This window comes from Streptomyces sp. SAS_270 (genome assembly GCF_052543295.1).
In genome coordinates this window covers 33,001-55,789 of sequence record NZ_JBMNDS010000056.1, presented here as the reverse complement: position 1 = coordinate 55,789, position 22,789 = coordinate 33,001, and the positions used below count along the sequence as shown (strand labels likewise).

The window sequence follows — 22,789 nt, the reverse complement described above, 5'->3', positions numbered from 1 at the left end:
CACCCGGCAGCCCGCCCGGGGGCCGGGAAAACAGCGAAAGGGCCCGTACGACCGAAGTCGTACGGGCCCTTCCAGGTGCTCTTGAAGGAGCTACCAGGTCATGCGAGCGTCAAATTACTTGACGATGCTGACGACCTGGCCGGCGCCCACGGTCCGGCCACCCTCACGGATGGCGAACTTCAGGCCCTCTTCCATCGCGACAGGCTGGATGAGGTTGACGGTCATGGAGGTGTTGTCACCCGGCATGACCATCTCGGTGCCCTCGGGGAGGGTCACAACGCCCGTCACGTCCGTCGTACGGAAGTAGAACTGCGGACGGTAGTTGTTGAAGAACGGCGTGTGGCGGCCACCCTCGTCCTTGGACAGGATGTAGGCCTGGGCCTCGAACTCGGTGTGCGGCGTGACCGAACCGGGCTTGATGATGACCTGGCCGCGCTCGACGTCCTCGCGCTTGATGCCACGGAGGAGCAGACCGACGTTCTCACCGGCCTGGCCCTCGTCGAGCAGCTTGCGGAACATCTCGATGCCGGTGACCGTGGTGGTGGTCTTCTCCTGCTTGATGCCCACGATGTCAACGGTCTCGTTGACCTTGAGGACACCACGCTCGATGCGGCCGGTGACGACCGTGCCACGACCGGTGATCGTGAAGACGTCCTCGATCGGCATCAGGAACGGCTTGTCGACGTCACGCTCGGGCTGCGGGATCGCCTCGTCGACGGCGGCCATCAGGTTCAGGACCGACTGGCCCCACTCCTTGTCGCCCTCGAGCGCCTTGAGCGCCGAGACCTTGACGACCGGCAGGTCGTCGCCCGGGAACTCGTACTCGGAGAGGAGCTCACGAACCTCGAGCTCGACGAGCTCCAGGATCTCCTCGTCGTCCACCATGTCGGCCTTGTTCAGGGCGACAACGATGTAGGGAACGCCGACCTGGCGGGCCAGGAGCACGTGCTCCTTGGTCTGCGGCATCGGGCCGTCGGTGGCGGCAACCACGAGGATCGCGCCGTCCATCTGCGCGGCACCCGTGATCATGTTCTTGATGTAGTCCGCGTGACCGGGGCAGTCGACGTGGGCGTAGTGACGCGTCTCCGTCTGGTACTCGACGTGCGCGATCGAGATCGTGATACCGCGCTGGCGCTCCTCAGGAGCCTTGTCGATCTGGTCGAAGGCCGAGGCCTCGTTCAGGTCCGGGTACGCGTCGTGCAGCACCTTGGTAATGGCGGCCGTGAGGGTCGTCTTACCGTGGTCGATGTGACCGATGGTGCCGATGTTGACGTGCGGCTTAGTCCGCTCGAACTTCGCCTTCGCCACTGGGGTCCTCCTGAGAGTGGTTCTGGTACGCCTTGATCATCGGCGCCAGGTGATCTTTGTCGGAAAGCCGGGGCCCGGGGCACCCCGCCACAGTGATGGCGGAATGCCCCAGCAAGCTCCGGAGTCAAGCCTAAAGCGTGTTGCCGAGTCTCTTGACTCGAGCTATTCGCCCTTGGCCTTCGCGATGATCTCCTCGGCGACGTTCCGGGGAACCTCGGCGTAGGAGTCGAACTGCATCGAGTAGCTTGCGCGACCCGAGGTCTTGCTGCGGAGGTCGCCGACGTAGCCGAACATCTCCGAGAGGGGCACGAGGCCCTTCACGAGGCGAGCGCCGTGACGCTCCTCCATGGCCTGGATCTGGCCACGGCGGGAGTTGATGTCACCAATGACATCACCCATGGACTCCTCAGGCGTGGTGACCTCAACGGCCATCATCGGCTCGAGCAGAACGGGCGACGCCTTGCGCGCGGCCTCCTTGAAGGCCTGCGATCCGGCGATCTTGAAGGCGAGCTCCGAGGAGTCGACCTCGTGGTAGCCACCGTCGAGAAGAATGACGCGGACGCCAGTCATCTCGTAGCCCGCGAGGATGCCGAACTGCATGGCTTCCTGCGCACCCGCGTCGACCGAGGGGATGTACTCCCTCGGGATGCGGCCACCGGTGACCTTGTTCACGAACTCGTACGCCGGACCGTCGGCCTCGAGGATCGGCTCGATCGCGATCTGCACCTTGGCGAACTGACCGGTACCACCGGTCTGCTTCTTGTGGGTGTAGTCGTGACGCTCGACGGCCTTTCGGATCGTCTCACGGTAAGCGACCTGCGGCTTGCCGACGTTGGCCTCGACCTTGAACTCGCGCTTCATACGGTCGACCAGCACCTCGAGGTGCAGCTCGCCCATACCACCGAGAATGGTCTGGCCGGTCTCCTCGTCCGAGTGAACGTGGAAGGAGGGGTCCTCCTCCGCGAGACTCTGGATGGCGACACCCAGCTTCTCCTGGTCACCCTTGGACTTGGGCTCGATGGCGACCTGAATGACCGGCGCCGGGAAGTCCATGGACTCCAGGATGACCGGGTTCTTGTCGTCGGACAGCGTCTCACCTGTGGTGGTCTGCTTCAGGCCCATCACGGCGACGATGTCGCCGGCGCCCACCGACTCGATCTCCTCACGCTTGTTCGCGTGCATGCGGTAGATCTTGCCGATGCGCTCCTTCTTGCCCTTGACGGAGTTCAGCACCGCAGTGCCGGCCTCCAGGCGGCCCGAGTAAACCCGGACGAAGGTGAGCTTGCCGAGGTGCGGGTCGCGCATGATCTTGAACGCGAGCGCGGACAGCGGCTCGTCCACGGACGGCTTGCGCTTGACGACGACCTCGGGGTCCTTGACGTCGTGGCCCTCGATGGCCTCGACGTCCAGGGGGGTCGGCAGGTAGCGCACGACCGCGTCGAGCAGGGGCTGGACGCCCTTGTTCTTGAACGCGGTGCCACAGAACACCGGGGTCACCGTGACGCCGTCGGACTTGCCGGACGCGATGGTGACGCGACGGATCGCGGCGTAAAGCTGCTCCTCGGTGGGCTCCTGGCCCTCCAGGAACAGCTCCATGATCTCGTCGTCGTGCTCCGCGACGGTCTCGACCAGCATGCCGCGGTACTCCTCGGCAGCCTCGGCGTGCGTGGACGGGATGTCGACTACGTCGTACATCTCGCCCTTCTCCGCCTCGGCGGACCACACGAGCGCCTTCATGCGGACCAGGTCCACAACGCCCTTGAAGTCCATCTCGGCACCGATCGGAAGCTGCATGATGATCGGAACGGCGCCAAGCCGGTCCTTGATCATGTCCACGCAGCGGTGGAACTCGGCGCCGGTGCGGTCAAGCTTGTTCACGAAGCAGATGCGCGGCACGCCGTAACGGTTGGCCTGACGCCACACCGTCTCGGACTGCGGCTCGACACCCGCGACACCGTCGAACACCGTGACGGCACCGTCGAGGACGCGGAGCGAACGCTCCACCTCGACCGTGAAGTCGACGTGCCCGGGGGTGTCGATGATGTTGATCGTGTAGTCGTCGTCCTCAAGCGGCCAGTGACAGGTGGTGGCAGCAGAGGTGATCGTGATGCCACGCTCCTGCTCCTGCTCCATCCAGTCCATCGTGGCGGCGCCGTCGTGGACTTCACCGATCTTGTAGCTGACGCCGGTGTAGAAGAGGATCCGCTCGGTGGTGGTCGTCTTGCCCGCGTCGATGTGAGCCATGATCCCGATGTTGCGGACCTTGGCCAGGTCAAGTGAAGTGGTAGCCATAAGGCTTCGGTCTTCTCTCGGTCTCGATGTGGGTTACGACTACCAGCGGTAGTGCGCGAAGGCCTTGTTGGACTCGGCCATCTTGTGGGTGTCCTCGCGCTTCTTCACAGCGGCACCAAGGCCGTTGGAGGCGTCGAGAAGTTCGTTGAGCAGACGCTCGGTCATGGTCTTCTCGCGACGGGCGCGGGAGTAACCGACGAGCCAACGCAGCGCGAGCGTGCTGGCGCGACCGGGCTTGACCTCGATCGGCACCTGGTACGTCGCACCGCCGACGCGGCGGGACTTGACCTCGAGGGTCGGCTTGATGTTCTCCAGAGCGCGCTTCAGCGTGATGACCGGGTCGTTGCCGGTCTTCTCGCGCAGGCCCTCCATGGCGCCGTACACGATGCGCTCGGCGGTGGAGCGCTTGCCGTTGAGCAGCACCTTGTTGATGAGGGAGGTCACCAGAGGGGAACCGTAGACCGGGTCGATGATGACCGGGCGCTTCGGGGCGGGGCCCTTACGAGGCATTTCTACTTCTCCTTCTTGGCGCCGTAGCGGCTGCGGGCCTGCTTGCGGTTCTTGACACCCTGGGTGTCGAGCGAACCGCGGATGATCTTGTAGCGAACACCGGGCAGGTCCTTCACACGGCCGCCGCGCACGAGCACGATCGAGTGCTCCTGCAGGTTGTGTCCCTCACCCGGAATGTAAGCGGTGACCTCGATCCCACTGGTCAGACGCACACGCGCGACCTTACGCAGGGCCGAGTTCGGCTTCTTCGGGGTGGTCGTGAACACACGCGTGCAGACGCCGCGACGCTGGGGCGAACCCTCGAGTGCGGGCGTCTTGTTCTTCTCGACCTTGTCCTGCCGGCCCTTCCGGACCAGCTGCTGGATCGTAGGCACTACTTCTCCGGTTTCTGTGTGCCGAATGGTGAAGCTAACCTGGAACGTCGCCGACCCACGCGGTCGGGTGTGTCGAAGCCGCGGACTCCCGCCGCAAGGCGAGAGGGGCGCAGATTACGGTGGCCGCTTACGACTCCCCCTGTGCGGTTGAAGGCACGCACGGGAGCCAGGGCACACCCCAGGCACAAGGTCTGAGCGTACCTATCGCATCCACTCCGGTCAAAACAAATGCGTTCGCGCAGGACACGCCGGGTGCGCCACACGATCGCCACACCGCCGCAACGCCCTCCCGAACGGTCCGGCCCACGGCGCTGAGCTGCCCCTGAACGGCCTCAGGCGCCCTCGGACGCCTGCCCCGCCCCCGCCGGGACCGGAGGGCGCCCGACCGGCCCTCAGACGCCTGCACATCCGCCCTTGCCCACAACGCCGACGGGCGGCCACCCCCGAAGGGATGGCCGCCCGCCCACAGACGTACGCCTTACTGGTTGTACGGACCGTAGTCGTAGTCCTCCAGCGGAACGGCCTGGCCGGAGCCGGTGCCGAACGGCGAGTAGTCGATGTCGTCGTAGCCGACGGCCGAGTACATCGCGGCCTTGGCCTCCTCGGTCGGCTCGACCCGGATGTTGCGGTAGCGGGACAGGCCCGTACCGGCCGGGATGAGCTTACCGATGATGACGTTCTCCTTGAGGCCGATCAGGGAGTCGGACTTGGCGTTGATCGCCGCGTCCGTCAGAACCCTGGTCGTCTCCTGGAAGGACGCCGCCGACAGCCACGACTCGGTGGCGAGCGAAGCCTTGGTGATACCCATCAGCTGCGGGCGGCCGGAGGCCGGGTGGCCGCCTTCCTGCACCACGCGACGGTTCTCGACCTCGAACTTCGAACGCTCGACCAGCTCGCCGGGCAGCAGCTCCGCGTCACCCGACTCGATGATCGTCACACGGCGCAGCATCTGCCGGATGATGATCTCGATGTGCTTGTCGTGGATCGACACACCCTGCGAGTTGTAGACCTTCTGGACCTCGCCGACCAGGTGGACCTGGACGGCACGCTGACCCAGGATGCGCAGCACGTCGTGCGGGTTGGTGGCACCCACGGTGAGCTTCTGGCCCACCTCGACGTGCTCGCCCTCGGACACCAGGACCCGGGCACGCTTCGAGATCGGGAACGCCGTCTCGTCGCTGCCGTCGTCCGGGGTGACCACGAGCTTCTTGGTCTTCTCGGTCTCCTCGATCCGCACGCGGCCGGAGGCCTCGGAGATCGGGGCGACACCCTTCGGCGTACGAGCCTCGAAGAGCTCGACGACACGGGGCAGACCCTGGGTGATGTCGTCACCGGCCACACCACCGGTGTGGAAGGTACGCATCGTCAGCTGGGTACCGGGCTCACCGATGGACTGGGCGGCGATGATGCCGACCGCCTCACCGATGTCGACCAGCTTGCCGGTGGCCAGCGAGCGGCCGTAGCACATGGCACAGGTGCCGACCTGGGACTCGCAGGTCAGGATCGAACGGGTCTTGACCTCCTCGACACCGTGGTGCACCAGCTGGTCGATGAGCACGTCGCCGAGGTCCACGTTGGCCGGCGCGATCACCTTGCCGTCGATGACGACGTCCTCGGCGAGCATGCGGGCGTAGACGCTGGTCTCGACGTCGTCCGCCTTGCGCAGCACGCCGTCGGCGCCGCGCTCGGCGATCCGCAGCTTCAGACCGCGCTCGGTGCCGCAGTCCTCCTCGCGGATGATGACGTCCTGCGAGACGTCCACCAGACGACGGGTCAGGTAACCCGAGTCGGCGGTACGCAGGGCGGTGTCGGCCAGACCCTTACGGGCACCGTGCGTCGAGATGAAGTACTCGAGGACGGACAGGCCCTCACGGAAGGACGCCTTGATGGGACGCGGGATCGTCTCGTTCTTGGCGTTCGACACCAGACCACGCATACCGGCGATCTGACGCATCTGCATCATGTTTCCGCGGGCGCCCGAGTTGACCATCATCGAGACCGGGTTGGTCTTCGGGAAGTTCGCGTTCATCGCCTCGGCAACCTCGTTGGTCGCCTTGGTCCAGATCGCGATGAGCTCCTGCGTGCGCTCTTCCTTGGTGATCAGACCGCGCTCGTACTGCTTCTGGACCTTCTCGTCCTGGTCCTCGTAACCCTTGACGATCGCCTTCTTCGCGTCGGGGACGACGATGTCGGAGATGGCCACGGTCACGCCGGAACGGGTCGCCCAGAAGAAGCCGGCCGCCTTCAGGTTGTCGAGCGTCGCCGCCACGATGACCTTGGGGTAGCGCTCGGCGAGGTCGTTGACGATCTCGGAGAGCTGCTTCTTGCCGACCTCGTAGTCGACGAACGGGTAGTCCTCGGGCAGCAGCTCGTTGAAGAGCGCGCGGCCCAGGGTCGTCCGCAGGCGGAAGGTGTCACCCTGCTGCCACTCCGGCTCGCCCTCCTCCTGCGCCGGCGGGGTCCAGCCGCGCGGCGGGATGGTGCCCACCGGGAAGCGGATGTCCACGCGCGACTGCAGCGAGAGCTCGCCGGCGTCGAACGCCATGATCGCCTCGGCCACGGACGAGAAGGAACGCTCCTCGCCCTTGACGCCCCGCAGGTCACCGTCGGTGGTCAGGAAGAACAGACCGAGGACCATGTCCTGGGTCGGCATCGTGACCGGACGGCCGTCGGCGGGCTTGAGGATGTTGTTCGAGGACAGCATCAGGATGCGGGCCTCGGCCTGCGCCTCCGCGGAGAGCGGCAGGTGCACGGCCATCTGGTCACCGTCGAAGTCCGCGTTGAACGCGGTGCAGACGAGCGGGTGGATCTGGATGGCCTTGCCCTCGACCAGCTGGGGCTCGAAGGCCTGGATGCCGAGGCGGTGCAGCGTGGGCGCACGGTTCAGCAGAACCGGGTGCTCGGCGATGACCTCTTCGAGGACGTCGTACACGACCGTGCGGCCGCGCTCGACCATCCGCTTGGCGCTCTTGATGTTCTGCGCGTGGTTCAGGTCGACCAGGCGCTTCATCACGAACGGCTTGAAGAGCTCCAGCGCCATGGCCTTGGGCAGACCGCACTGGTGCAGCTTCAGCTGCGGGCCGACGACGATGACGGAACGCGCGGAGTAGTCCACACGCTTGCCGAGCAGGTTCTGACGGAAACGACCCTGCTTGCCCTTCAGCATGTCGCTGAGGGACTTCAGCGGACGGTTGCCGGGGCCCGTGACCGGGCGACCACGACGGCCGTTGTCGAAGAGGGCGTCGACCGCCTCCTGGAGCATGCGCTTCTCGTTGTTCACGATGATCTCGGGCGCACCGAGGTCGAGAAGCCGCTTCAGGCGGTTGTTGCGGTTGATCACACGGCGGTACAGGTCGTTCAGGTCGGAGGTCGCGAAGCGGCCACCGTCCAGCTGCACCATCGGGCGAAGGTCCGGCGGGATGACCGGCACGCAGTCGAGCACCATGCCCTTGGGGCTGTTGCTGGTCTGCAGGAACGCGGAGACGACCTTGAGGCGCTTGAGCGCACGGGTCTTCTTCTGGCCCTTGCCGGTACGGATGATCTCGCGGAGACGCTCGGCCTCCTCCTCGAGGTCGAAGGACTCCAGGCGCTTCTGCAGCGCCGCGGCACCCATCGAACCGTCGAAGTACGTGCCGAAGCGGTCGCGCAGCTCGCGGTAGAGCAGCTCGTCACCCTCGAGGTCCTGGACCTTGAGGTTCTTGAAGCGCGTCCACACCTCGTCGAGACGGTCGATCTCGCGCTGCGCACGGTCACGCAGCTGCTTCATCTCACGCTCGGCACCTTCGCGCACCTTGCGGCGTACGTCGGCCTTGGCGCCCTCGGCCTCGAGCTCGGCCAGGTCGGTCTCGAGCTTCTTGGCGCGCGCCTCCAGGTCGGAGTCGCGACGGTTCTCGATCTGCTGACGCTCGACGGAGACGTGCGCCTCCAGCGAGGGCAGGTCACGCGTACGGCGCTCGTCGTCGACGTACGTGATCATGTACGCCGCGAAGTAGATGACCTTCTCGAGGTCCTTCGGGGCGAGGTCGAGCAGGTAACCGAGGCGCGACGGAACGCCCTTGAAGTACCAGATGTGCGTGACGGGGGCGGCCAGTTCGATGTGGCCCATCCGCTCACGACGCACCTTGGCGCGAGTGACCTCGACGCCGCAGCGCTCACAGATGATGCCCTTGAACCGGACACGCTTGTACTTGCCGCAGTAGCACTCCCAGTCCCGGGTCGGACCGAAGATCTTCTCGCAGAAGAGTCCGTCCTTTTCGGGCTTGAGGGTGCGGTAGTTGATGGTCTCAGGCTTCTTGACCTCGCCGTGGCTCCACTGACGGATGTCGTCAGCGGTGGCCAGACCGATCCGGAGCTCATCGAAGAAGTTGACGTCGAGCACTATGCGTCAATCCCTCTCAGGGTTGTAAGTCTTAGGGGTCTGATACGGGGGTCCTGGGGCCGGTCGGGGCTCATTGCTGAGCCCCGGCCGAACTCCCGTCAGACCTCTTCGACGCTGCTCGGCTCGCGCCGGGACAGGTCGATGCCGAGCTCCTCCGCCGCGCGGAAGACGTCCTCGTCGGTGTCACGCATTTCGATGGACATACCGTCGCTGGACAGCACCTCCACGTTGAGGCAGAGAGACTGCATCTCCTTGATGAGCACCTTGAAGGACTCGGGGATGCCGGGCTCGGGGATGTTCTCGCCCTTGACGATGGCCTCGTAGACCTTCACGCGGCCGGTCACGTCGTCGGACTTGATGGTCAGCAGCTCCTGGAGGGCGTACGCGGCGCCATAAGCCTCCAGCGCCCACACCTCCATCTCACCGAATCGCTGGCCACCGAACTGGGCCTTACCACCCAGCGGCTGCTGGGTGATCATCGAGTACGGACCGGTCGAGCGGGCGTGCAGCTTGTCGTCGACCAGGTGGTGGAGCTTGAGGATGTACATGTACCCGACCGAGATCGGGTCCGGGAACGGCTCGCCGGAGCGGCCGTCGAACAGCCTCGCCTTGCCGGACGGGAGCACCATGCGCTCGCCGTCGCGGTTGGGCAGGGTGTGCTCGAAGAGGCCGGCGAGCTCGTCCTCACGCGCACCGTCGAAGACGGGGGTGGCGACGTTGGTGCCCGGGACGACCTGGTCGGCACCGATGGCCTGCAGGCGCTGCGCCCACTCCTCGCCGAGCCCGGAGACGTCCCAGCCGCGGCTGGCGAGCCAGCCGAGGTGGATCTCCAGGACCTGTCCCGGGTTCATTCGGGACGGGACGCCCAGCGGGTTGAGGATGATGTCGACCGGGGTGCCGTCCTCCAGGAACGGCATGTCCTCGATCGGCAGGATCTTCGAGATGACGCCCTTGTTGCCGTGACGGCCGGCGAGCTTGTCACCATCGGTGATCTTGCGCTTCTGCGCCACGTACACGCGCACCAGCTGGTTCACACCGGGGGGAAGCTCGTCGCCCTCCTCGCGGTCGAAGACGCGGACACCGATGACCTTGCCGATCTCGCCGTGCGGGACCTTCAGGGAGGTGTCGCGGACCTCGCGGGCCTTCTCACCGAAGATCGCGCGCAGCAGGCGCTCCTCCGGCGTCAGCTCGGTCTCACCCTTGGGCGTGACCTTGCCGACGAGGATGTCACCGGCGACGACCTCGGCACCGATGCGGATGATGCCGCGCTCGTCGAGGTCGGCGAGGACCTCCTCGGAGACGTTCGGGATGTCCCGGGTGATCTCCTCGGGGCCGAGCTTGGTGTCACGGGCGTCGACCTCGTGCTCCTCGATGTGGATCGAGGAGAGGACGTCGTCCTGTACGAGGCGCTGCGACAGGATGATCGCGTCCTCGTAGTTGTGACCCTCCCACGGCATGAACGCCACGAGCAGGTTCTTGCCGAGCGCCATCTCGCCGTTCTCGGTCGCGGGACCGTCGGCCAGGACCTGGCCCTCGATCACGCGGGCGCCCTCGTCCACGACAACCTTCTGGTTGACGGAGGTGCCCTGGTTCGAGCGGGAGAACTTGTGCAGGCGGTACGTGGTGTACGTGCCGTCGTCGTTGGCGGTGGTGATGTAGTCCGCGGAGACCTCCTGGACCACACCGTCCTTCTCCGACTTCAGGACGTCACCGGCGTCGACCGCGCAGCGGTACTCCATGCCGGTACCGACGAGCGGCGCCTCGGACTTGATCAGCGGCACGGCCTGACGCATCATGTTCGCGCCCATGAGGGCACGGTTGGCGTCGTCGTGCTCCAGGAACGGAATCATGGCGGTCGCGACCGACACCATCTGGCGCGGCGAGACGTCCATGTAGTCGACGTCGTCACCGGGGACGTAGTCGACCTCTCCGCCACGACGGCGGACCAGGACGCGGGACTCCTCGAAGCGGAACTCGTCACTGAGCGGCGCGTTGGCCTGCGCGATGACGAATCGGTCCTCTTCGTCGGCCGTCAGGTAGTCGACCTCGTCGGTGACGACGCCGCCGGTGACCTTGCGGTACGGCGTCTCGACGAAGCCGAACGCGTTGACGCGGCCGTAGGAGGCGAGCGAACCGATCAGACCGATGTTCGGGCCTTCAGGGGTCTCGATCGGGCACATGCGTCCGTAGTGGGACGGGTGCACGTCACGGACCTCGAAGCCGGCCCGCTCACGGGAGAGACCACCCGGGCCGAGCGCCGACAGGCGGCGCTTGTGGGTGAGACCCGACAGCGGGTTGTTCTGGTCCATGAACTGCGACAGCTGGCTGGTGCCGAAGAACTCCTTGATGGAGGCGACGACCGGCCGGATGTTGATCAGGGTCTGCGGCGTGATCGCCTCGACGTCCTGGGTCGTCATACGCTCACGCACGACGCGCTCCATACGAGCCAGACCCGTGCGGACCTGGTTCTGGATGAGCTCGCCGACGTTGCGCAGACGACGGTTGCCGAAGTGGTCGATGTCGTCGGTCTCGACGACGATCGACGTGCCGTTGTCGCCAACGGTCTCGGTCTCACCGGCGTGCAGCTTCACCAGGTACTTGATCGTCGCGATGATGTCCTCGACGGTCAGGATCCCGGCGTCCAGGGGGGCTTCCCCGGCCAGCTTCTTGTTCACCTTGTAGCGGCCGACCTTCGCGAGGTCGTAGCGCTTGGGGTTGAAGTAGAGGTTCTCAAGAAGCGTCTGCGCGGCCTCACGGGTCGGCGGCTCGCCCGGACGCAGCTTGCGGTAGATGTCGAGCAGCGCGTCGTCCTGGCCCTGGGTGTGGTCCTTCTCCAGGGTGGCGCGCATGGACTCGTACTCGCCGAACTCCTCCAGGATCTGCTCGGTCGTCCAACCGAGAGCCTTCAGGAGAACGGTGACGGACTGCTTGCGCTTGCGGTCGATGCGGACACCGACCATGTCGCGCTTGTCGATCTCCATCTCCAGCCAGGCACCACGCGAGGGGATGACCTTGGAGGAGAAGATGTCCTTGTCGGACGTCTTGTCGATGGAGGAGTCGAAGTAGACACCCGGCGAGCGGACCAGCTGCGACACGACGACACGCTCGGTGCCGTTGATGACGAAGGTGCCCTTGTTGGTCATGAGCGGGAAGTCGCCCATGAAGACCGTCTGGGACTTGATCTCGCCGGTCTCGTTGTTGGTGAACTCAGCGGTGACGAAGAGCGGGGCCGCGTACGTGAAGTCGCGGTCCTTGCACTCGTCGATGGAGTTCTTGGGGGGCTCGAAGCGGTGATCCCGGAACGTGAGGGACATCGACCCGGAGAAGTCCTCGATCGGAGAGATCTCCTCGAAGATCTCCTCCAGACCGGACTTGGTGGGGACGTCCTGTCCACTGTCCAGAGCCGCCTCGACACGAGCCTTCCACGCTTCGTTTCCGAGCAGCCAGTCGAAGCTCTCGGTTTGCAGCGCAAGAAGGTTCGGAACCTCGAGGGGCTCCTTGATCTTTGCAAAGGAGATGCGCAGCGGGGCGGTGCTGGCGCCGTTGTTCGTATTCGCGGTCGAGGCAGTGCGCGAGGCGGCCAAGAGGGGGTCCTTCCGAGGGCTCGGACTCACTACGCGCGTACCGGTCCCAGCCGGAACACAGACACAGGCCTTTCCTGAATCAGCCGAGAACGGCCAGGTCAGGGATGGTCCAATCGTCAGTGCTCAAGCGAGGGCTTGCCCCTGGTGACGGGCAGGAGGCAGCTAACAGGCAGCGCAAAGGGTCAGTGTAGCCACTAGGCCCACTGATGTCCAGTCCCCATTTTTTGAGACCCTCGTCGTACTCAACACCTGCGGCAAGCCACGCCCTCAATGCACATCGATACTGCCCTCTTCGTCGCCGATCCATGCCTCGGATCCGGATCGTTGTGACGACGCGTCCTGAGAATTGCGCGCTGCGTGCGGTTCGTCAAGGCCCCCCTACCCAAACCGAGTGCCGCGAACGTCACGTGCAGCTTGTCTTGCAGCCCGTCACCAGGGCGGCCGGAGGCACAACGAAGATCACCATACTCGTCGCGACCGACTGTGCAAGGCAGCCGCTTCGGGTACCCCCTGGAACGCCGAAGAGCGACCACCCAGTTGGGTGATCGCTCCTCGGTGCGTCAGCGTTACAGCCTCTGCGGAAGTGGCTGTGCGGCTCGCGAGCGGTCCGTCGCGGACCGCGAGGTGTTACTTGACCTCGACGGAGGCGCCGGCGCCCTTGAGGGACTCGGCGGCCTTCTCAGCGGCCTCCTTGGCGACCTTCTCGAGGACGGGCTTCGGAGCGCCGTCGACGAGGTCCTTGGCCTCCTTCAGGCCCAGCGAGGTCAGCTCACGCACGACCTTGATGACCTGGATCTTCTTCTCGCCGGCACCCGTGAGGATGACGTCGAACTCGTCCTGCTCCTCGACGGCCTCGGCAACGGCGCCCGGGCCGGCGGGGCCGGCAACGGCGACGGCCGCGGCGGCGGTGACGTCGAACTTCTCCTCGAAGGCCTTCACGAACTCGGAGAGCTCGATGAGGGTCATCTCCTCGAACTGGGCGAGCAGGTCTTCCTGGCTGAGCTTCGCCATGATGGCGGGTCCTTCCGCTAATTCGGCTGGTGCCGATGTACATGTGAGGCGGGCGTACGTTCGGCCCGCTGCGACCGTCGCCTCAGGCGGCGGTCAATGCGCGAGCCGAATTACTCGGCACCGCCCTGCTCGGCGAGCTTGACCCGAAGCGCCTCCGCGGTGCGGACGAACTTCGACGGGAGCGCCTGGAAGAGCGAGGCAGCCTGGGACTGCTTGCCCTTGAACGCACCGGCCAGCTTGCTGAGCAGAACCTCGCGGGACTCGAGGTCCGCAAGCTTCTTGATCTCGTCGGCGGACAGCGCCTTGCCGTCAAGGACACCGCCCTTGATGACGAGGTTCGGGTTGTCCTTGGCGAAGTCACGAAGACCCTTCGCCGACACCACCGGGTCACCGGTGATGAAGGCGACCGCCGTCGGACCGTTGAACAGGTCGTCGAGCGTCGAGATCCCGGCCTCGTTGGCCGCAATCTTGGTCAGCGTGTTCTTCACCACGGCGTACTGGGCGTTCTCACCGAGCGAACGACGCAGCGTCTTGAGCTGCGACACGGTGAGACCCCGGTACTCGGTCAGCACGGCGGCGTTCGAGCTGCGGAACTGCTCCGTCAGCTCGGCTACCGCGGCAGCCTTGTCGGGCCTTGCCATAGAGCGTCGGCCTCCTTCCGGGTGATGAGGACCGCTCAGAAGGGGCTGGGGAAAACGAAACGCCCCGGCGCAGGCGCACGGGGCGTGACTCGACCGGGCATTCGCATACGAATTCCGGGAGTTCATCCACAGTCACCTGCGCGGGTCGTCCGCAATCCAGCGGATCCTTCGGTCACCACACCCTCTTGCGAGCGCACGGCAACGACCAGCGGTCTTTGGCTTCCTCGGAAGAGTACGTGAACGGTCGCGCGTCAAGCAAATCCGCCCGGAGGCTGCTCGACGCGCGGCCGCTGCGCAGCCGGATCGCTCAGCTGTTCTGGGCGTCCTTCATCATCTGCGCCAGGTCCATGGTGTCGCTCGCGGCCGGGGCCTTCACCGTCACCGGCTTGTTGTAGTCGAGGAAGGTGAAGGTCATGTCGAGCGTGCCCTTGTCGGCGGCGCCCTTCATGCTGAACTGCTTGGTGTGGTCGTCACCGTCGACCCACATGTCCATCGTGAGCTTCTCGACGCCCATCTTCGTGTACTGGTCGAGGCTCTTCTCGCGCTTCTCCCGAGTGGCCTTGTCCTCGTCCTTGAGGGAGGCGCGGAGGTCGGCGAGGGTGACCGTCCCCGTGTAGCGGGTGGTCTTCACGCCGTCGACGGTCTCGGTGCCGACCTTCTTCACGTCCTTGGCACCGGTGAGGAAGGTGGACTCCTGGGCCGGGTTCTGGTCGGCTTGTCCGGCACCGGCGCCCAGGGACTCACCACCCATGGCGTCCTTGCCCAGCGCGGACATGTCGAGCTTGATCCAGTGCTTGCCCTGCATCTGCTTGGCGGCCGCCGCGCCCCCGCCGATGTACATGGCCTTGTTGACGAGCCGGATCTCCGCCGTGCCGTCCGCGCCCTGGTCGAGCGCCGACATCTTCATGCTCATGGCGACCGTGGGCTTCATCCGCATCGACGCCTCGGCCTTGACGCGGCCTTGCTCCGGGACCGTGCCGACCAGCCGGTAGTGCAGGGAGGTGATGTCCTTTGTGTTCTTCGCGGCCTTCGCCACGGCCGCGGCTGGCTCCATGCGCGGGGACTCGTCCTTCGCGCCGCCCTTCGCCTTCGTGTCGCCGTCCGAGGACGACGTACAGGCGGCGGTGCCTCCGGCGAGGAGCAGCGCGGCGAGCGCCGCGCCCGTGGCCCTGCGCAGGGCGGTGTCGCGTACAGAGAACATCATGATTCCCCCCAAGGAACTGATGAGCGATTCACAGACTTGCCGTGAGCGTAACTCAGGGGGATTCACGTGGTCTTCCGAGTTCCCGGCGCCTCAGGAGCCCCGGAGACCTCGGCGGCCCTCAAGAACCTCAGGAGGTGGCGCCCTGCGACTTCATCAGTTCCTTGAAGTCGGCGGTGTCGCCGGCCGGGGGCTCCTCGGCGGAGACCTTCACTCCGTAGTCGCTGTAGTACGCGGTCGAGGACATCGTCCCGCTCGCGAGCTCGCCCTTCTCGACCTTCTTGACCAGCAGGTCGTCACCGTTGACCCAGATATCGACCGTCTCCGTGGTGACACCGGCCTGGGTGAGCTGCTTCTTCAGGTCGGCCAGCTGGCTCTCGGTGAGGTTGGAGTTCTTGGTGGCGAGGTCCGCCACGTTCACCTTGCCCGAGTAGTGCGTGGTGCTCTCGCCGCGCACCTGCTCGTCACCGACCTTCTTCACGTCACCGGAGGCGAGCAGGAGCTTCACCGACTGGTTCGGCGTGGTGTTCTGCATCTGGTCCTTGAGGTACGCGCCCGAGCCGCCGGCGAGCTTGGCGAGGTCGTCGTATCCGTACCTGATCCAGTGCTTGCCGCCGGCCTGCTGGGCGAACTTCTCGCCCATCTTCGCGTAGTACGCGTCGGGCAGGTAGCGGGCCTGCATGCTGGTGCTGCCCGTCTGACGCATCGTCTCGGCCATCTGGCCGCCGGTGTACGTGATCGTCAGGTTGCCGGTGAGGCCGTCGGCCCAGCCGAGGGCGCCGTCCGCCTTCATGGACATCAGCGTGCCCATGGTCGTGGTGGACTCGACCTTGGCGGAGTCGGCCTTGTCGGTGGACTTCTCCGCCGAGCGCAGGGCCGCTATGGGGCTGAGGTGCGTCGTGCCCTTGTGCCCCGCCTTGTCGTCCTTACCGGAACTGCCGGAGCTGCCGGAGCTGCTTGAACTCCCGGCGGAGTCCGAGGAGTTGCAGGCGGCCACCCCGCTCAGCGCGGTCACCGCCGCTACAGCAAGGCCCACGCGGCGCACGGTTGTGCTCTTCATACGTCCCACCCCTATGCGAATCCTGTGATCTGCACGCTAACTCAGGCCACTGACACTGGCACCCGAAATCTGTTCCGGGAAGTTCCGGGCAGCTCCGGGCAGTTCAGGAACGAAGTTCCAGGAAAGGGGACGGGCCCCGCACCTCGAAAGGTTGCGGGGCCCGTGCCAAGAACGCGTATGCAACGCGGTCACCGTGAGCGGGAGGCTCAGACGGCGGCCGGGTCCTCCTCGACGAGGAGGTTGCGGGTGCGGTTCGAGTCGATCGGAATGCCGGGGCCGATCGTGGTGCTGATCGCGGCCTTCTTGATGTAGCGACCCTTGGCGGCCGACGGCTTCAGACGAAGGATCTCGTCGAGCGCGGCGCCGTAGTTCTCCACCAGCTGGGTGTCGTCGAAGGACACCTTGCCGATGATGAAGTGCAGGTTCGAGTGCTTGTCGACGCGGAACTCGATCTTGCCGCCCTTGATCTCGGTCACGGCCTTGGCCACGTCCGGGGTCACGGTGCCCGTCTTCGGGTTCGGCATCAGACCACGCGGGCCGAGGACACGGCCGAGGCGGCCGACCTTGCCCATGAGGTCCGGGGTGGCGACGACGGCGTCGAAGTCCAGACGGCCCTTCGCCACCTCGTCGATCAGCTCGTCGGAGCCGACGATGTCGGCGCCCGCGGCGGTCGCGGCCTCGGCACGGTCACCGGTCGCGAAGACCAGGACCCGGGCGGTCTTACCGGTGCCGTGCGGGAGGTTCACGGTGCCACGGACCATCTGGTCGGCCTTGCGCGGGTCGACACCCAGGCGGAAGGCGACCTCGACGGTGCCGTCGAACTTGGAGGTGGAGGTCTCCTTGGCGAGACGGACGGCCTCGAGCGGGGCGTAGAGCTTGTCCCGGTCGACCTTGGCGTCCGCAGCGCGGAGAGACTTGCTGCGCTTGCTCACTGCTGCTCCTGTGTGTTCTGAGGAGTCGTGGTTCGGACCGAGCAGGCCCTTCCACGGTTCATGCGTACGGGGGTGGAGGTCAGCCCTCGACCGTGATGCCCATGGAACGGGCGGTGCCGGCGATGATCTTCGACGCGGCGTCCAGGTCGTTGGCGTTGAGGTCGGGCATCTTGGTCGTGGCGATCTCGCGGACCTGCGCCTGGGTGATCTTGGCGACCTTGGTCTTGTGCGGCTCGCCGGAGCCCTTCTCCACACCCGCGGCCTTGAGGATCATCTTCGCGGCCGGCGGAGTCTTGGTGATGAAGGTGAAGGAGCGGTCTTCGTAGACCGTGATCTCCACCGGGATGACCCAACCGCGCTGCGACTCGGTCGCGGCGTTGTAGGCCTTGCAGAACTCCATGATGTTGACGCCGTGCTGACCCAGCGCGGGGCCGACCGGCGGAGCCGGGTTGGCCGCGCCGGCCTGGATCTGGAGCTTGATGAGCCCCGTGACCTTCTTCTTCTTGGGAGGCATGTGCTCTCTCCGGGTCCTAGTGAGAGTTTTCAGCCGACCGATCCGGATCATCCGGATGGAGGCATACCGCACAACGATAACGGGTATCCCCGCGCGGCCAAAAACCGAGCAGGTCAGACGGGCTGTGAGAGCCTGTCTGACCTGTTCGGAGGCTTATGTTCCAGACGCCCTGAAGGGCTAGTTCTTCTGGATCTGGTCGAACGACAGCTCGACCGGGGTCTCGCGGCCGAAGATCTCGACGAGACCCTTGACCTTCTTCGAGTCGGCGTTGATCTCGTTGATCGTCGCCTGCAGCGTCGCGAACGGGCCGTCGGTGACGGTGACCGAGTCGCCGACCTCGAAGTCCAGCACCTGGACCTCGACCTTGCGCTGCGGAACGGGCTTGCCCTCGGCCTCGGCGGCCTCGCGAGCAGCCTTCTCCTCGGCCTCCGGGGCGAGCATCTTGACGATCTCGTCCAGGGTCAGCGGGTACGGGTCGTAGGCGTTGCCCACGAAGCCGGTGACGCCGGGAGTGTTGCGGACGACACCCCAGGACTCGTTCGTCAGGTCCATGCGGACCAGGACGTAGCCCGGAAGCTTGTTCTGCTTGATCGTCTTGCGCTCGCCGTTCTTGATCTGCGCGACTTCTTCCTGCGGCACCTCGGCCTGGAAGATGAAGTCCTCGACGTTCAGCGAGACGGCGCGCTGCTCGAGGTTGGTCTTCACGCGGTTCTCGTAACCGGCGTACGTGTGGATGACGTACCACTCGCCGGGGAGGGTGCGCAGTTCCTCGCGCAGGGCGGTGACGGGATCGACGGGCTCGGCCTCTTCTTCGGGCTCGGCCTCTTCCTCGTCCTCCTCGGAGACGGCCTCGTCCTCGTCGGACTCGGTCTCCTCGTCGGACGCGACGTCTTCGACGTCCTCCTCGGACTCGTCCTCGACGTGCACGGCCGCCTCTTCGGCGGGCTCGCCCGCGGCGGCGTCGGCAGCCTCGACCTCGTCCGGGTCCTCGGTGTCCGCGCCCTCGACGATGTCGAGCTCGTCCTCAACGGACTCGACCGACTCGATGGCGTCGTTCAGGTTCGGGTCAGACACGGTGGCTGCTTCTTCCTGGATCATGGGGGTGGAACATGCGAAAAAAGGCGCCGATGTCGGCGCCTTTCGCACTCGGCTCAGCCGAAGACGTACTTGGCGGCGTGGTTGAGCCCATAGTCAATCACGGTCACGAGGCCGATCATGATGATGACGAACACAATCACCACAGTGGTGTACGTCGTCAACTGATTGCGAGTCGGCCAGACGACCTTGCGGAGTTCCGCGACGATCTGGCGGTAGAAGGTGGCGAGGCGCTTCAGCGGGCCCTTCTTGGCACGCTTGCCGCCCTTGCGGGCCTTCTTCTTGGACTCGGGCGCCTCGGCATCAGGCATGTCGATGGAGCCCACGGCGTCCGTCACTCGTCCTCACCTGATTCCGGGTCGTGGCCGCGCCGCGCCCGGTTGAGCCGCACGGCGGTGCATAGCAGTACGTACATGCGCACACATCCTGGCGGAGGAGTGTGTAGCAGGGCCGGAGGGACTTGAACCCCCAACCGCTGGTTTTGGAGACCAGTGCTCTACCAATTGAGCTACGACCCTTTGTTTCCCCCAACGTACCGCATCCGCCCGGGTGCTATGTGTGCACCGGGTGAGTGCGGCCGGTGAAGGCCAACGAGGTGAGAGTGTACGTGCTCACGAGCCGGTCGTCGAACAGAAAGTGTCCGTACGGGCTTTGGCGGCGGAAGATCGCCCAGCCGGGAGCCCGGATCCGGACGCTTGTTCAGCCCCTGTTCAGTCCGTGAAACCCGTGTGCCGGGGGTGTTTCCGGTCTGAAACGATGGGCCCATGAGCGCTGCAACCCCTCCCACCGAGCGCCGGGTCTCCGCCCGAGTCGGCGCGATCTCCGAGTCCGCCACCCTCGCCGTGGACGCCAAGGCCAAGGCCCTGAAGGCCGCCGGGCGTCCGGTGATCGGCTTCGGCGCCGGTGAGCCCGACTTCCCGACCCCCGGCTACATCGTCGAGGCGGCCGTCGAGGCCTGCAAGAACCCGAAGTACCACCGCTACACGCCCGCCGGCGGCCTGCCCGAGCTGAAGAAGGCCATCGCCGAGAAGACGCTGCGGGACTCCGGCTACGCGGTCGACCCCGCCCAGGTCCTCGTCACCAACGGCGGCAAGCAGGCCATCTACGAAGCCTTCGCCGCGATCCTCGACCCGGGCGACGAGGTCATCGTCCCGGCGCCGTACTGGACGACGTACCCGGAGTCGATCCGTCTCGCCGGCGGTGTCCCGGTCGAGGTCGTCGCGGACGAGACCACCGGCTACCGCGTCTCCGTCGAGCAGCTGGAGGCGGCGCGCACCGAGCACACGAAGGTGCTGCTCTTCGTCTCCCCGTCCAACCCGACGGGCGCGGTCTACACCCGCGAGCAGGTCGAGGAGATCGGCCGCTGGGCCGTCGAGAAGGGCCTGTGGGTCCTGACCGACGAGATCTACGAGCACCTTGTCTACGGGGACGCCGAGTTCCACTCGCTGCCGGTGGTCGTTCCCGAGCTGGCCGACAAGTGCATCGTCGTCAACGGGGTCGCGAAGACGTACGCGATGACCGGCTGGCGCGTGGGCTGGGTCATCGGTCCCAAGGACGTCGTCAAGGCCGCGACGAACCTCCAGTCGCACGCCACGTCCAACGTGTCGAACGTCGCCCAGGTCGCCGCGCTCGCCGCCGTCTCCGGCGATCTGACGGCCGTCGCCGAGATGCGCGAGGCCTTCGACCGCCGCCGGAAGACGATCGTGCGGATGCTCAACGAGATCGACGGCGTGCTGTGCCCCGAGCCCGAGGGAGCCTTCTACGCCTACCCCTCGGTGAAGGCCCTCGTCGGCAAGGAGATCCGCGGCCGCCGCCCGCAGGACACGGTCGAGCTGGCCGCTCTCATCCTGGAGGAGGCCGAGGTCGCGGTGGTCCCGGGCGAGGCCTTCGGCACGCCGGGATACCTGCGTCTGTCGTACGCCCTGGGGGACGAGGACCTCGTCGAGGGCGTGGCCCGGATCCAGAAGCTGCTGGCGGAGGCCCGCGACTAGGGGTCCTTTCACGTGAGGACGTGTGCGGGCCGCTTCCCTCCGGGAAACGGCCCGTTTCTTCGTGCGAGCAAGACCACGTTCAGGGAAAGCGCTACCGGGGCGGCGGGGACGTACGGCAGGATCCGGGGATGGAGCACGTACGTGATGTCTCTGAGCTGCCCAAGGCTCATCTGCACCTGCACTTCACCGGGTCGATGCGGCCCACCACCCTGCTGGAACTCGCCGACAAGTACGGCGTCCGGCTGCCCGACGCGCTGACCAGCGGGGAGCCGCCGAAGCTGCGGGCGACCGACGAGCGCGGCTGGTTCCGCTTTCAGCGGCTGTACGACGCGGCGCGCTCGTGCCTGCGCGAACCCGAGGACATCCGGCGCCTGGTGCGCGAGGCCGCCGAGGAGGATCTGAAGGACGGCTCCGGCTGGCTGGAGATCCAGGTCGACCCGACGTCGTACGCGCCCCGTCTGGGCGGGCTGATCCCGGCCCTGGAGATCATTCTGGACGCGGTGGAGACGGCCTCGCGCGAGACCGGGCTCGGGATGCGGGTCCTCGTGGCCGCGAACCGGATGAAGCACCCGCTGGACGCACGCACGCTGGCCCGTCTCGCCGTGCGGTACGCGGACCGGGGCATCGTCGGCTTCGGGCTCTCCAACGACGAGCGGCGGGGCATGGCGCGGGACTTCGACCGGGCCTTCGCGATCGCGCGGGAGGGCGGGCTGCTGGCCGCGCCGCACGGCGGCGAGCTGACCGGTCCCGCCTCCGTCCGCGACTGCCTGGACGACCTGCACGCCTCACGCATCGGGCACGGGGTGCGCGCCGCGGAGGACCCGCGGCTGCTGAGGCGGCTCGCCGAGCGGGGCATCACGTGCGAGGTCTGTCCCGCCTCGAACGTCGCCCTGGGCGTCTACGAGAAGCCGCAGGACGTCCCGCTGCGCACGCTGTTCGAGGCCGGCGTCCCGATGGCTCTCGGCGCCGACGACCCGCTCCTCTTCGGCTCCCGTCTGGCCGCCCAGTACGACTTCGCCCGCCGCCATCACGGCTTCACGGACACCGAACTGGCCGAGCTTGCACGGCAGTCGGTACGGGGGTCGGCGGCGCCGGAGGACGTACGGGCGAAGCTGCTGTCCGGGATCGAGGACTGGCTCAGCGCCCCGGCCGCCTGAAATGCGCGTACGGCGGATACGGCTTGAAGCAGATGACGATCTCGGGATGGCGCAGGATGTCGTGGTCGGCCGCCAGTTCGCCGTGCAGACAGGTCATGCAGGCGGAGTGGCCCTTGACGACGCGTTTGTGCCGCGGGCCCCAGCCGGCCGCGTAGGCGAAGGCCGTGGCGGCGGAGGCGAAGGCGTCGCGGCCGCCGATGAGGAAGTACGTCCGGGCGTGTGTGGTGTGGCGCAGCACGTCACGGGAGCCTGGGCGGTCGAGCCAGGCGCGGGCGTCCCTGTCGGTGCGCCGCTCGTCGGTACGGACGGTCAGCGGGGTGCCGTGGACCAGTCTGCGGCGCAGTTCGGGCCACTTGGTGGGACGCAGGCCCGCCTCCGGGTGGGCGAGGACCAGGTCGACGAGCTCGCCGCGTCCCTCGTCGGGCGGCACGCCGTCCCGCAGCGGCACATGCACGATCGTGTGCCGGGAGTACGCGGCGAACGAGAACAGACCCGCCAGCCGGTTGAGGCCGTCGTGGTCGCCCATCAGCAGGCCGTACTCCTCGGGATCACGCAGCGAGGTGTGGCGCAGCGGGGACCAGGGCTGGACGACACGGTGCTCGTGGGGACCGGTGCGGGGTCTGAACTGGCGCAGCCTCAGCCGCATACGGGGTCTCTCATGCGCCCAGCGTGAGGGTCAGCAGGGACCTTCGGCAACGGAAATACCGCACAGCAGCGTGCGCGATGCCGGCGATGGCCGAC

The 22,789-nt window shown here is 66.4% G+C and carries 17 protein-coding genes and 1 tRNA gene; 2 read left to right on the top strand and 16 right to left on the bottom strand.

Translation table 11 applies throughout. The annotated features are described in order from the left end of the window. Positions 1-114 precede the first annotated feature (114 nt). The 15 genes from tuf to ACN6LB_RS30545 all read right to left on the bottom strand — a co-directional run bounded on the left by tuf (position 115) and on the right by ACN6LB_RS30545 (position 19,418). A complete protein-coding gene (gene tuf / locus ACN6LB_RS30615) occupies positions 115-1,308 on the bottom strand; it encodes an elongation factor Tu (protein ID WP_356142799.1) in 1,194 nt (397 codons plus the stop codon). Between the two features lie 162 nt (positions 1,309-1,470). Beyond that, positions 1,471-3,600 carry an elongation factor G gene (gene fusA, locus ACN6LB_RS30610; RefSeq protein WP_356142801.1) on the bottom strand — a complete coding sequence of 710 codons (2,130 nt, stop codon included), beginning with the start codon at positions 3,598-3,600 and terminating at the stop codon, positions 1,471-1,473. Positions 3,601-3,639: 39 nt separating this feature from the next. After that, complete coding sequence (rpsG, locus tag ACN6LB_RS30605) at positions 3,640-4,110, bottom strand: 30S ribosomal protein S7 (RefSeq protein ID WP_081218873.1); 471 nt, start codon at positions 4,108-4,110, stop codon at positions 3,640-3,642. Between the two features lie 2 nt (positions 4,111-4,112). Continuing rightward, positions 4,113-4,484 carry a 30S ribosomal protein S12 gene (rpsL, locus tag ACN6LB_RS30600; RefSeq protein ID WP_003948652.1) on the bottom strand — a complete coding sequence of 124 codons (372 nt, stop codon included), beginning with the start codon at positions 4,482-4,484 and terminating at the stop codon, positions 4,113-4,115. Between the two features lie 478 nt (positions 4,485-4,962). Beyond that, positions 4,963-8,862, bottom strand: a complete 3,900-nt coding sequence (locus tag ACN6LB_RS30595) for a DNA-directed RNA polymerase subunit beta' (protein ID WP_445028691.1) — start codon at positions 8,860-8,862, stop codon at positions 4,963-4,965. Between the two features lie 98 nt (positions 8,863-8,960). After that, positions 8,961-12,446: a DNA-directed RNA polymerase subunit beta gene (rpoB, locus tag ACN6LB_RS30590; RefSeq protein WP_445028690.1), complete on the bottom strand. Its 3,486-nt coding sequence runs from the start codon at positions 12,444-12,446 to the stop codon at positions 8,961-8,963. A 627-nt stretch (positions 12,447-13,073) separates the two neighbouring features. Continuing rightward, the gene (gene rplL, locus ACN6LB_RS30585; protein WP_356142808.1) at positions 13,074-13,457 is read right to left on the bottom strand and encodes a 50S ribosomal protein L7/L12; all 384 of its coding nucleotides are present in this window, start codon (positions 13,455-13,457) and stop codon (positions 13,074-13,076) included. A 110-nt stretch (positions 13,458-13,567) separates the two neighbouring features. Next, on the bottom strand, positions 13,568-14,098 hold the full coding sequence (gene rplJ, locus ACN6LB_RS30580; protein WP_356142810.1) for a 50S ribosomal protein L10: 531 nt from the start codon (positions 14,096-14,098) through the stop codon (positions 13,568-13,570). Positions 14,099-14,405: 307 nt separating this feature from the next. Then, on the bottom strand, positions 14,406-15,302 hold the full coding sequence (locus ACN6LB_RS30575; RefSeq protein WP_356142812.1) for a LolA-like protein: 897 nt from the start codon (positions 15,300-15,302) through the stop codon (positions 14,406-14,408). Between the two features lie 127 nt (positions 15,303-15,429). Continuing rightward, a complete protein-coding gene (locus ACN6LB_RS30570) occupies positions 15,430-16,359 on the bottom strand; it encodes a hypothetical protein (protein ID WP_445028689.1) in 930 nt (309 codons plus the stop codon). A 206-nt stretch (positions 16,360-16,565) separates the two neighbouring features. After that, positions 16,566-17,291 (bottom strand): 50S ribosomal protein L1, encoded by a 726-nt coding sequence (gene rplA, locus ACN6LB_RS30565; protein WP_356142816.1) that lies wholly within the window; start codon positions 17,289-17,291, stop codon positions 16,566-16,568. 79 nt (positions 17,292-17,370) lie between these two features. Next, complete coding sequence (gene rplK / locus ACN6LB_RS30560) at positions 17,371-17,805, bottom strand: 50S ribosomal protein L11 (protein WP_030359033.1); 435 nt, start codon at positions 17,803-17,805, stop codon at positions 17,371-17,373. 177 nt (positions 17,806-17,982) lie between these two features. Further along, the gene (gene nusG, locus ACN6LB_RS30555) at positions 17,983-18,879 is read right to left on the bottom strand and encodes a transcription termination/antitermination protein NusG (protein ID WP_356142818.1); all 897 of its coding nucleotides are present in this window, start codon (positions 18,877-18,879) and stop codon (positions 17,983-17,985) included. 77 nt (positions 18,880-18,956) lie between these two features. Beyond that, positions 18,957-19,238, bottom strand: coding sequence for a preprotein translocase subunit SecE (secE, locus tag ACN6LB_RS30550; RefSeq protein ID WP_356142819.1), 282 nt, complete (start codon positions 19,236-19,238; stop codon positions 18,957-18,959). A 107-nt stretch (positions 19,239-19,345) separates the two neighbouring features. Further along, positions 19,346-19,418: transfer RNA gene (locus tag ACN6LB_RS30545), tRNA-Trp, on the bottom strand. A gap of 246 nt (positions 19,419-19,664) precedes the next feature. Between ACN6LB_RS30545 and ACN6LB_RS30540 the strand changes: the two genes are divergently transcribed. Together ACN6LB_RS30540 and ACN6LB_RS30535 are read left to right on the top strand one after the other, a co-directional pair. Beyond that, a complete protein-coding gene (locus ACN6LB_RS30540) occupies positions 19,665-20,891 on the top strand; it encodes a pyridoxal phosphate-dependent aminotransferase (RefSeq protein ID WP_356142821.1) in 1,227 nt (408 codons plus the stop codon). A 128-nt stretch (positions 20,892-21,019) separates the two neighbouring features. Next, positions 21,020-22,048, top strand: coding sequence for an adenosine deaminase (locus tag ACN6LB_RS30535; RefSeq protein ID WP_356142823.1), 1,029 nt, complete (start codon positions 21,020-21,022; stop codon positions 22,046-22,048). Here ACN6LB_RS30535 and ACN6LB_RS30530 read toward each other — a convergent pair. Beyond that, positions 22,029-22,694: a hypothetical protein gene (locus tag ACN6LB_RS30530; RefSeq protein WP_445028688.1), complete on the bottom strand. Its 666-nt coding sequence runs from the start codon at positions 22,692-22,694 to the stop codon at positions 22,029-22,031. The genes ACN6LB_RS30535 and ACN6LB_RS30530 overlap by 20 nt on opposite strands. Between the last annotated feature and the right edge of the window lie 95 nt (positions 22,695-22,789).

Bases quoted from the DNA above. Each gene is read 5' to 3' on its own strand.
- fusA (WP_356142801.1), bottom strand. From the start codon at position 3,600: ATGGCTACCACTTCACTTGACCTGGCCAAGGTCCGCAACATCGGGATC.
- rpsG (WP_081218873.1), bottom strand. From the start codon at position 4,110: ATGCCTCGTAAGGGCCCCGCCCCGAAGCGCCCGGTCATCATCGACCCG.
- rplL (WP_356142808.1), bottom strand. From the start codon at position 13,457: ATGGCGAAGCTCAGCCAGGAAGACCTGCTCGCCCAGTTCGAGGAGATG.
- rplJ (WP_356142810.1), bottom strand. From the start codon at position 14,098: ATGGCAAGGCCCGACAAGGCTGCCGCGGTAGCCGAGCTGACGGAGCAG.
- ACN6LB_RS30575 (WP_356142812.1), bottom strand. From the start codon at position 15,302: ATGATGTTCTCTGTACGCGACACCGCCCTGCGCAGGGCCACGGGCGCG.
- ACN6LB_RS30570 (WP_445028689.1), bottom strand. From the start codon at position 16,359: ATGAAGAGCACAACCGTGCGCCGCGTGGGCCTTGCTGTAGCGGCGGTG.
- rplK (WP_030359033.1), bottom strand. From the start codon at position 17,805: ATGCCTCCCAAGAAGAAGAAGGTCACGGGGCTCATCAAGCTCCAGATC.
- ACN6LB_RS30540 (WP_356142821.1), top strand. From the start codon at position 19,665: ATGAGCGCTGCAACCCCTCCCACCGAGCGCCGGGTCTCCGCCCGAGTC.
- ACN6LB_RS30535 (WP_356142823.1), top strand. From the start codon at position 21,020: ATGGAGCACGTACGTGATGTCTCTGAGCTGCCCAAGGCTCATCTGCAC.
- ACN6LB_RS30530 (WP_445028688.1), bottom strand. From the start codon at position 22,694: ATGCGGCTGAGGCTGCGCCAGTTCAGACCCCGCACCGGTCCCCACGAG.